Genomic DNA, 9,419 nt, shown 5'->3' on the forward strand with positions numbered 1-9,419 from the left:
TGATCAGTATGTGTCACATATGTGTCAACCACCCGCGCTAAGACGCGCCCAAAGCATGAAATGGGTGCGTGGCTGAATGCTGGAAACCTTCGGACATCTACCCGCGGCATGGCTGCTTTTCGCAGTCCTGGCCGGGGCTGGCTTTATTGCGTTCTTCGTAGGACGCACCCAGGCCGTCGCTCTGGCAAGTGGCCAGACGGCACAGCTGAACTCGCAGCCCAATTATCATGGCTATTTTGTCGCCATGATTACCATCGCGCCGGCCGCGCTGGTTTTCCTTTGCTATGTGCTCTTCGGTGAGTCCCTTGTTCGCGCCCAGTTCGCCAGTGAACTGCCAGAGCGTATCCGCGCGCTCGGCGACATGGAGCTCAGCCAGTATATCGACCGCATTTCCGAGCACGCCGCCCGGATCGATGCCGCAGACACCGGCAACGCGCTCTTCGATGCCGCCTCCAATCGATATACCGATCTTGTCGGCATGTCGCGCATTCTGGCCCTCTTGCTCGCCATTGCGGCGGCGACGGCTGGATTTTTCTATGCGCGCACCAGGCTCGGCGCACAGTTTCGCGCGCGTGCCCGCGTCGAGGACGGCATCAAATTCGTTCTTTTCTTCTGCGCCGCCATCGCCATTCTGACCACAGTCGGCATTGTCGCGAGCCTGTTCTTTGAGGCGCTTCGCTTCTTCTCCCGCGTGAATGTCTTCAGCTTCCTCTTCGGGACGGAGTGGAACGCCCAGACCGGCGCGGACTTCGGAGCCATACCTCTCTTTTTCGGCACTTTCCTCATCGCCTTTCTGGCCATGCTTGTGGCGGCGCCCATCGGGCTGTTCTCGGCAATCTACCTGTCTGAATATTCGAGCCCACGTGTGCGCGGCATTATCAAGCCGGCCCTCGAACTGCTCGCCGGCATCCCGACCGTCGTCTATGGCTTTTTTGCCTTGCAGTTCGTGGCTCCTCTCGTGCGGAGCGCGGCCATCTGGATCAATGCGCTTCCCTTCATCCCGGACGGTTTCCTCGCCGCGCAGCCCACAAGCGCGCTGGCGGCAGGTCTTGTCATGGGCATCATGATCATTCCCTTTGTCTCTTCCCTCTCGGACGACGTCATCAACGCGGTCCCGCAAACCCTCCGTGATGGCGCATATGCAATGGGGGCCACCAAGTCAGAGACGGTCAAACATGTTGTCATGCCAGCGGCACTGCCCGGCGTGATTGCCGCGCTGCTGCTCGCCGTTTCGCGGGCCATCGGTGAGACAATGATTGTTGTCATGGCTGCCGGACAACGCGCGCAGATCACGCCAGACCCGACAGCAGACCTTACAACCATCACGGTTCAGATTGTCGCGCTGCTCACCGGCGATACAGAGTTCGACAGCGCCAAGACCCTGTCTGCTTTCGCTCTCGGCTTTGTGCTCTTCCTCGTCACACTGATCTTCAATCTCATCGCGCTTCGCGTGGTCCAGAAGTACAGGGAAAAATATGAGTAGCCCGACCGCCGATACGCCAGCAACGGGCACCTTTGTCACCGACGAAGCCCTGAAGCGTCTGAAAAAGCGCCACGCCGCAGAGATGCGGTTCAAATTCTATGGCCGGGCCGCCATCGGGATCGCCATCATCGCGCTTGTCACCCTTCTGGTCTCAATCTTCGGACAGGCCTCCAGCGCCTTTTCACGCTATGTGCTAAGTTACGACCTGAACATTGAAGCGAGCTATGTCGATCCGGAAGGCACCCGCGATCCGCAGGCGATCGAGCGCAATGTCAGTGGGTTCAATCTCATGCTGCAGGACCAGCTGGCTGACGAATTCCTTTCTGAAGATCCGAGCCGGAATGTCCAGCGCGAGCTCTACGGCCTGTTCACACGTCTCGCTGTGCTGCCGATCGCTCATCACACCGCGCAGAACATGCAGACGATCGGGACCGAGCAGGTCTTCAATGTGGCGCTGGCGGACGATATCGACCTTTACCTGAAAGGCGGTGTCACGCAGCGCAAGTCCCTGGACCTGAGCGGCCTCAGCCGTGTGTCGGGGTCTGTTGAAAGCGGTGTGACCCTGGTTCTGGGCACCCAGGAGGACGCCGCGAGGCTCAATGAGGCTCTGACCAGTCTGACCCGGCAGGATGTCGAAGATTCCTCTGCCGCGGCTCTGATCCAGGCTGGGCAGACCTGGTTCCGGATGGAAAACGCCGAAGGCCGCACACTTCAGCTGACCTATCTTGCCGGCGCCCGCACACTGCCGCAGGCCGATGCCAGCGTCGAGGCGCTGGTGCTGGCGCAAAGTCAGGAAAACCGGACGGTCACCGACCGCCAGATTGCCTGGACGATGATCCTGAAGGAGCAGGGCCGGATCAAATCGGTCTTGAACACATCGCTGTTCACCAACTCAGACAGCACCTATCCGGAACTCGCCGGTACAGCGGCGGCTGTTGTCGGCTCCTTGCTGACCATGCTTGTCACGGCGCTGCTTGCCATTCCGGTCGGCATCTTCGCGGCCGTTTATCTTGAAGAGTTCGCCCCCAGAAACCGGCTAACCTCACTCATCGAAGTGAACATCAACAACCTCGCCGCTGTCCCCTCGATCGTGTTCGGCCTGCTTGGCGCGGCGGTTTTCATCAACTTCCTCGGCCTGCCCCGCTCGGTCCCGCTGGTGGGCGGGCTCGTTCTTGGCCTGCTTGTCCTGCCGACCGTCATTATCGCCTCACGGGCCGCGCTGACGGCCGTGCCGCCCTCTATCCGGACAGCCGCGCTCGGCGTCGGCGCGTCCAAGACGCAATCGGTCTTTCATCACGTGCTGCCGCTTGCCGCACCGGGCATCCTGACCGGGTCGATCATCGGCATGGCCCGCGCCCTTGGCGAGACGGCGCCGCTCCTGCTGATCGGCATGGTCGCCTTCGTCGCAGAAGTGCCCGACGGCCCCATGGACGAGTCGACGGTGCTACCCGTTCTGATCTATAAGTGGTCCACGGGTGCCGAACGTGCGTGGGAGCCACAGACCGCAGCTGCGATTATTGTGTTGCTCGTATTCCTGGTGCTGATGAATCTGATCGCGATCATTCTCAGACGCCGCTTTGAAAGGAGATGGTAGTCTCATGGACGGAAACGTCGAAGACTTCGCCGAAACCACCACGACCATTGATCGCACCCAGAGTGGGTCAGCGCCAATAAAGGTCGATTGCCGCCATATCGACGTCTTCTATGACGACAAGCAGGCGATCCACGATATCTCGCTGGAGATCGAGGACCGTTCCGTGACCGCCTTTATCGGCCCGTCCGGTTGCGGCAAGTCGACCTTTCTGCGGTGCATCAACCGTATGAACGATACGATCGAAGCGGCCAAGGTGACGGGCGAGATATTCATGGATGGGGCGAATATCAACGACCCCTCCATCGATCCCGTCCTGCTGCGCTCACGCGTCGGCATGGTGTTCCAGAAGCCGAACCCGTTCCCCAAGTCGATCTACGACAATATCGGCTATGGCCCGCGCATCCATGGCCTCGCCTCCGGCAAGGCGGAGATGGACGAGATTGTCGAGAAATCGCTGCGCAAGGCCGGGCTCTGGGAAGAGGTGAAAGACCGCCTGCAGGCGCCTGGCACCAGTCTCTCTGGCGGACAGCAGCAACGCCTCTGCATTGCCCGCGCCATTGCGGTCAGCCCGGAAGTCATCCTCATGGACGAACCTTGTTCGGCCCTGGACCCGATTGCCACGGCCAAGATCGAGGAGCTGATCGACGAGCTGCGCGAGCGCTACTGCATCGTGATGGTGACCCACTCCATGCAGCAGGCCGCCCGCGTGTCACAAAAGACGGCCTTCTTTCACCTCGGCAAGCTTATCGAGTATGGTGATACGGAAAAGATCTTCACCAATCCGGAACATGGCAGAACACAGGACTATATTACCGGCCGCTTTGGTTAAGCGCCGGGGAGATACGAAAAATGCCCGATCATATTGTTACAGCCTTTACCGATGAGCTTGAGCATCTGTCGGCCAACCTCCTTCGCATGGGCGGTCTTGCCGAAAGCATGATCATGGATGCAAGCCGCGCGGTTGCCACATTCGACCTCGAACTTGCGCGCGACGTCATCAAGCGTGACCGTGCCATCGACGAGCTTGAAGTCGAGGCCGAGAAGGCCATCGTCCGGCTGATCGCGCTGCGTCATCCCATGGCTACAGATTTGCGCGCCGTGCTGGGCGCCATGAAGCTGGCCGGCGACATCGAGCGCATCGGAGACCTTTGCAAGAATATCGGCAAGCGCTGCCTGGAACTGACGGGCGATGAAAACCGCGCCGCCGTCAAAGGCATCGAGCGCATGTCACGCGCCGTCTCTCATCAGCTTCAGCTCGCGCTGGACTGTTACCTTCGCCAGGATATCGAAGCGGCCAAGACCGTGCTCGATATGGATGACGACATCGACGACCACTACACCTCGCTGTTCCGCGAGACGCTGACCTATATGATGGAAGACCCGCGCCAGATCGGGTCGAACACTCACCTCATCTTCATGGCCAAAAACCTTGAGCGGATCGGCGATCATGCCACCAATATCGCCAAGGCCGTCTATTACATGGTGACGGGTGAAACGACGACAGGCGCAAAGATCGAATCCCGCCTTGCTGAAGACGATCACGGAGAGCAGCGTTGAAGCCTTTTGTCCTGATTGCTGAAGACGAGAAAGCAGTCGCCGAACTGCTCCGCTACAATCTGGAGCGCGAAGGATACGATACTGCAGTCGCCCCCGATGGCGACGAAGCGATGCTGCTGCTGGAAGAACGCGTACCTGATCTGGTTCTTCTGGACTGGATGCTTCCCAAGGTCCCGGGCATTGAAGTCTGCCGGCGCATCCGGTCCATGTCGGAAACGGCCAACCTCCCGGTCATCATGCTGACTGCGCGGTCCGAAGAGACTGACCGCATCCGGGGCCTCGATACGGGCGCGGATGACTATGTGACCAAACCGTTCTCGACGACAGAACTGATGGCCCGCGTGCGCGCGGTCCTGCGGCGCATTCGCCCGGCCCTGGTCGATGACAGGGTCACCGTCGGGGACATCGCGATCGACCGCACGACACATACGGTGAGCCGGAATGGCGAGGAAATCCATCTCGGCCCGACCGAGTTTCGGCTCCTCGACTATTTCGTCCAGCATCCGGGCCGTGTCTTTTCCCGCGAACAATTGCTCGACGGCGTGTGGGGCTCTGACGTCTATGTCGAGGTTCGCACCGTAGACGTTCATGTCGGCCGGCTTCGCAAGGCGCTGATGAGCAAGGGCGGTGACGATCCGATCCGCACGGTCCGCGCGGCAGGTTATTCGCTTCGCTCCAACTAGGTCCTATAGCGCCGGCCGGCGGAAGACCGTCCGGATCGCAAATTGTGACACCAGCCGCTCAACGCCGGGCAGGCGCGTCAGGACCTGTGTGTGCACCCGCTCATAGTCGGCAGCGTCCCTGACCGCGACCCGAACCAGATAGTCCGCCTCCCCCGTCATCAGATAGCATTCGCTTACATCCGGGCAGTCCTGCACGGCCGTTTCGAAGGCCCGCAGGTCGTCGACACGCTGATTGCGCAGCGTGACGCGCACGAAAACGCTGGCCCCGCGACCCAGCGCGGCTTCATTCAATCGCGCAGAATACCCCTCGAGAATACCGGCCTGCTCAAGCGCCTTTACCCGCCGGTGAACCGATGAGGTCGACAGACCGATGGCTTCACCTATCTCCGAGTGAGGACGGCGAGCGTCGTCCTGCAAGTGCCTGAGGATCTGGCGGTCCTGACGATCAAGTTTCACATTTAGCCCCCATGGCGGGATAATTTTCCGTATTTTGGGCCACGCGTGTGAAGAATGGCAAGAATTCCTGGCAGCGCTCGCTTAATATCTACAGCTGGACCAATCGGGAGATGGATTATGCGTATTGGCGTGCCAACAGAGATCAAGAAGCAGGAATCGCGGGTCGGCCTGACGCCGGAAAGCGTTGGTGACCTGGTTAATTCCGGCCACGAAGTCTTCATCCAGAAAGGCGCGGGCGAAGGCTCCGGCCTGGCCGATGAGGCCTATACCGATGTTGGCGCCAAGATCGTCCCGGACGCCGATGCGGTCTTCAAGTCCGCCGAGCTGATCGTGAAGGTGAAAGAACCGCAGCCGGAAGAGACCGCACGCCTGACACCTGACCACACGCTCTTCACCTATCTCCACCTCGCACCCGATCCGGTGCAGGCCAAAGGGCTGATCGAATCCGGCTGTACGGCCATCGCCTATGAGACGGTCACGGAGCCTGCCGGTGGCCTGCCGCTGCTTCGTCCGATGAGCCAGGTCGCCGGCCGCATGTCGATGCAGGTTGCCGCCTGGGCACTGATGCGCACCAAGCGCGGCCGCGGTCTGCTGCTCGGCGGCGTGCCGGGCACGCAGCCCGCCAAGGTCATCATCGTCGGGGGCGGCGTTTCCGGTACCAATGCGGCGGAAATTGCCGTGGGCATGCGCGCCGACGTTACGGTTTTCGACCGCAACAATAACCGCCTCGCCGAACTGGACGCCCAGTTCAACGGTCTCGTGAAAACCATGTACTCGACCAAGGCCGCCCTCGATGCCGCCGTGAAGGAAGCGGATCTCGTCATCGGCGCCGTGCTCATTCCGGGCGCGTCGGCACCGAAGCTCATTTCCCGCGAACAGCTGAAAACCATGAAGCCGGGCGCTGTCCTCGTGGACATTGCGATCGACCAGGGCGGCTGTTTCGAAACGTCAAAACCGACGACGCACGAAGACCCGATCTATGATGTGGACGGCATTCTGCATTACTGCGTCGCAAACATGCCGGGCGCCGTGCCGCGCACGTCGACCTACGCGCTGAACAACGCCACGCTGCCTTTCGTCCTGCAGATCGCGAACAAGGGCACGCATGAGGCACTGAATTCGAACCCGCACCTGGCGAATGGTCTGACGGTGGCCGAAGGCCACATCACGCATGAGCCTGTCGCCAAGGATCTCGGCATGACCTACAAGCTGCCGGACTGGTTCAAGCCGAAAAGCTAAGCTGATTACATGGCCCGAAGCGCCGCCAGCAGCTCCGCGAAGTCGGCGGGCAGCGGCGCTTCGGCAAACACATCTTCGCCCGTTACAGGATGGACGAAACCAAGACTGGCCGCGTGCAGGGCCTGACGCTCGAATTTGCGTGCCAGCGTTGTGGCTTCGATGAAAGCCTCGCCTGAGCCGTACGCCTTTATGCCCCGCTGGCGACCATAGGTCGGATCACCGATAAGCGGCGCTCCGATATGGGCGAGGTGAACACGGATCTGATGCGTGCGCCCCGTTTCCAGCCGGCATTCGATGAGCGCTGCCGCCGGCAGACCCACCCCCTTGTCGAGCTCACCAAAGGTCTCTTTCGCCTTGTAATGGGTAACCGCATGGCGGCCGCTTTCGCTATCCTCGTCACGGATCACGGCCATCTTCTTGCGGTCGCTCGTTGAGCGGGCGATGCGCATGTCGACAGTGCCCACCAGAGGTCTGGGCGCACCGCGCGTGATGGCGAGATAGGTCCGCTTGATATCATGCGCCTTGAACAGCTTTGAGAGACCGGCATGGGCCGTTTCGGTCTTGGCGACAGCGAGGACGCCGGTCGTCCCCTTGTCGATCCTGTGGACGATGCCGGGGCGTTCCACGCCGCCAATGCCGGGTAGCTCCCCCGCGCAATGATGCAGCAAGGCGTTCACCAGCGTGCCCTGCCAGCTGCCGGGGGCGGGATGCACTGCCATGCCCGCTGGCTTGTTGACGAGAATGAGGTGCTCGTCCTCGAAGAGGATATCGAGAGGAATATTCTCAGGCTCGGGCGTCGCAGGGACGGGGTCCGGCATATCCAGCGTATAGGTCTCGCCTGGTGACACCCCCGCCTTTGGATCATCCGCCGTCCTGCCATTCAGGCTTACGGTGCCTTCCTTGATCAAGGCCTTGGCGCGCGAACGCGACAGCTCAGGCAGCGCTTCAGAGAGGAAACGGTCGAGCCGTGTTCCCTTGTCATTATCGCTGGCGGTGGCGGTCAATCTGTTCATTTGTGAAGCTTATAGCCCTTGTTTCGTGGAGTCGTCATGATCGCGCGATAGATGGGTCAAAATCTATTCCTGAGGAGCGGGCGAAATGAGCAAGATTTCCAGACGTCACTTTCTTGGTTTTGGCGCAGGGGCGGCAGGTCTTGCTGCATGTGCCACGCCGTCCGGCAGCAATACACAGCTGACCGACAGCCGCGCGCCCTATAATGGCGCCGTGAGTTTCGATCACGGCGTCGCCTCAGGCGATCCGTTGAGCGACAGGGTCATTGTCTGGTCTCGCGTGACGCCTGCCGACGAAGATACACAATCGCCGATCCCTGTTACGGTGCGCATCTGCACCGACCCCTCCATGTCGATACTCGCCGCTGAGGCGCAGCTGGATACGAGCGCTGCGCGCGACTTCACGCTCAAGGCGGATATGGAAGGTCTGAAGCCAGACACCGAATACTTCTACCAGTTCACAGCGCACACCACGGCTGGCGATGTGACCTCCCCGGTCGCCCGTACCCGCACGGCTGCAGCTTCCGGCAAGCCGCCGGTGAAATTCGCCGTCGTCTCCTGCTCGAATTTCCCGTTTGGCTATTTCAACGTCTATGACGCCATTTCCCAGCGGGGCGACCTCGACGCGGTCATCCACCTTGGCGACTATATCTATGAGTATGGGGTCGACGGCTATGGCGGTCAGACGGGCCAGGAAATCGGCCGCAATCATGAGCCGCCCATGGAAATTGTGACGCTCGGCGACTACCGGATGCGTCATGCCCAGTACAAGGCAGATCCGATGTTGCAGGCTGCGCATGCCGTGGCCCCCTGGATCTGCACCTGGGACGATCATGAGAGCGCGAACAACTCCTACCGGACCGGCGCTGAGAACCACCAGCCAGAGACGGAGGGAAACTGGAGCGACCGCAAGCAGGCTGCTATCCAGGCCTATCTTGAGTGGATGCCTGTCCGTGACCCGCAGGCCGGCCGTACGAGCGGCGGTATCTACCGCGCCTTCGACTTCGGTGAGACCGCAAGCGTCTTCTGTCTCGAATCGCGCCTGACCGGCCGGTCGGACGAGATTGCCTGGGGCGCAGAGCTTGCCGGCACGGCGCCCGATGCCATCCCCGCCAAGGCGCGCGAAGTGATGGCTCGGGTCGGCGACGACAGCCGCACCATGCTCGGCCGCGTTCAGGAAGACTGGCTGAGTCAGGGACTTCAGTCCTCGGTGAAAAAGGGCAAGGCGTGGCAGGTGCTTGCCAATCAGGTCATCATGGCAAAGGTCAGCCCGCCAAACCTGATGGAAACGCTGACCGATGAGCAGAAGGCCGCGCAAAGCGGTTATGTTGCCCAGATGATTCCGTTCAGCCAGCTCGGCCTTCCGTTCAATCTCGACGCCTGGGACGGTTTCCCCG

The 9,419-nt window shown here is 60.9% G+C and carries 9 protein-coding genes; 7 read left to right on the top strand and 2 right to left on the bottom strand.

Translation table 11 applies throughout. The features are described 5' to 3' along the window. Window positions 1-76: 76 nt before the first annotated feature. From pstC to phoB, 5 genes are read left to right on the top strand one after another with little or no spacing between them, the layout of a single operon-like run. Window positions 77-1,483 carry a phosphate ABC transporter permease subunit PstC gene (gene pstC, locus ABNU55_RS10730; protein WP_290751504.1) on the top strand — a complete coding sequence of 469 codons (1,407 nt, stop codon included), beginning with the start codon at window positions 77-79 and terminating at the stop codon, window positions 1,481-1,483. Then, window positions 1,476-3,077, top strand: a complete 1,602-nt coding sequence (pstA, locus tag ABNU55_RS10735) for a phosphate ABC transporter permease PstA (RefSeq protein ID WP_290751501.1) — start codon at window positions 1,476-1,478, stop codon at window positions 3,075-3,077. Before pstC ends, pstA begins: the two co-directional genes overlap by 8 nt. A gap of 4 nt (window positions 3,078-3,081) precedes the next feature. Then, complete coding sequence (gene pstB, locus ABNU55_RS10740; RefSeq protein ID WP_290751498.1) at window positions 3,082-3,906, top strand: phosphate ABC transporter ATP-binding protein PstB; 825 nt, start codon at window positions 3,082-3,084, stop codon at window positions 3,904-3,906. Window positions 3,907-3,926: 20 nt separating this feature from the next. After that, window positions 3,927-4,634: a phosphate signaling complex protein PhoU gene (phoU, locus tag ABNU55_RS10745; RefSeq protein ID WP_290751496.1), complete on the top strand. Its 708-nt coding sequence runs from the start codon at window positions 3,927-3,929 to the stop codon at window positions 4,632-4,634. Then, window positions 4,631-5,317, top strand: a complete 687-nt coding sequence (gene phoB, locus ABNU55_RS10750; RefSeq protein ID WP_290751493.1) for a phosphate regulon transcriptional regulator PhoB — start codon at window positions 4,631-4,633, stop codon at window positions 5,315-5,317. The genes phoU and phoB overlap by 4 nt, the downstream gene beginning before the upstream one ends. A 3-nt stretch (window positions 5,318-5,320) precedes the next feature. Here the strand turns inward: phoB and ABNU55_RS10755 are convergent, their stop codons facing one another. Further along, window positions 5,321-5,773 carry an Lrp/AsnC family transcriptional regulator gene (locus ABNU55_RS10755; protein ID WP_290751490.1) on the bottom strand — a complete coding sequence of 151 codons (453 nt, stop codon included), beginning with the start codon at window positions 5,771-5,773 and terminating at the stop codon, window positions 5,321-5,323. A gap of 117 nt (window positions 5,774-5,890) precedes the next feature. Here ABNU55_RS10755 and ald point away from each other — a divergent pair, with 117 nt between their 5' ends. Continuing rightward, complete coding sequence (gene ald / locus ABNU55_RS10760) at window positions 5,891-7,012, top strand: alanine dehydrogenase (RefSeq protein WP_290751487.1); 1,122 nt, start codon at window positions 5,891-5,893, stop codon at window positions 7,010-7,012. Between the two features lie 5 nt (window positions 7,013-7,017). On the opposite strand, the gene ABNU55_RS10765 is transcribed toward ald, so the two are convergent. Further along, window positions 7,018-8,025 carry an RluA family pseudouridine synthase gene (locus tag ABNU55_RS10765; RefSeq protein ID WP_290751484.1) on the bottom strand — a complete coding sequence of 336 codons (1,008 nt, stop codon included), beginning with the start codon at window positions 8,023-8,025 and terminating at the stop codon, window positions 7,018-7,020. Between the two features lie 85 nt (window positions 8,026-8,110). Between ABNU55_RS10765 and ABNU55_RS10770 the strand changes: the two genes are divergently transcribed. Further along, window positions 8,111-9,419 (top strand): alkaline phosphatase D family protein (locus tag ABNU55_RS10770; RefSeq protein ID WP_348764355.1); only part of this gene is annotated, 1,309 nt, incomplete at its 3' end.

The sequence above is a fragment of the uncultured Henriciella sp. genome (genome assembly GCF_964005855.1).
Taxonomy (GTDB): domain Bacteria; phylum Pseudomonadota; class Alphaproteobacteria; order Caulobacterales; family Hyphomonadaceae; genus Henriciella.

Coding starts and splice junctions, on each gene's coding strand:
- pstA (WP_290751501.1), top strand. CDS start 1,476: ATGAGTAGCCCGACCGCCGATACGCCAGCAACGGGCACCTTTGTCACC.
- ald (WP_290751487.1), top strand. CDS start 5,891: ATGCGTATTGGCGTGCCAACAGAGATCAAGAAGCAGGAATCGCGGGTC.
- pstB (WP_290751498.1), top strand. CDS start 3,082: ATGGACGGAAACGTCGAAGACTTCGCCGAAACCACCACGACCATTGAT.
- ABNU55_RS10765 (WP_290751484.1), bottom strand. CDS start 8,025: ATGAACAGATTGACCGCCACCGCCAGCGATAATGACAAGGGAACACGG.
- phoU (WP_290751496.1), top strand. CDS start 3,927: ATGCCCGATCATATTGTTACAGCCTTTACCGATGAGCTTGAGCATCTG.
- pstC (WP_290751504.1), top strand. CDS start 77: ATGCTGGAAACCTTCGGACATCTACCCGCGGCATGGCTGCTTTTCGCA.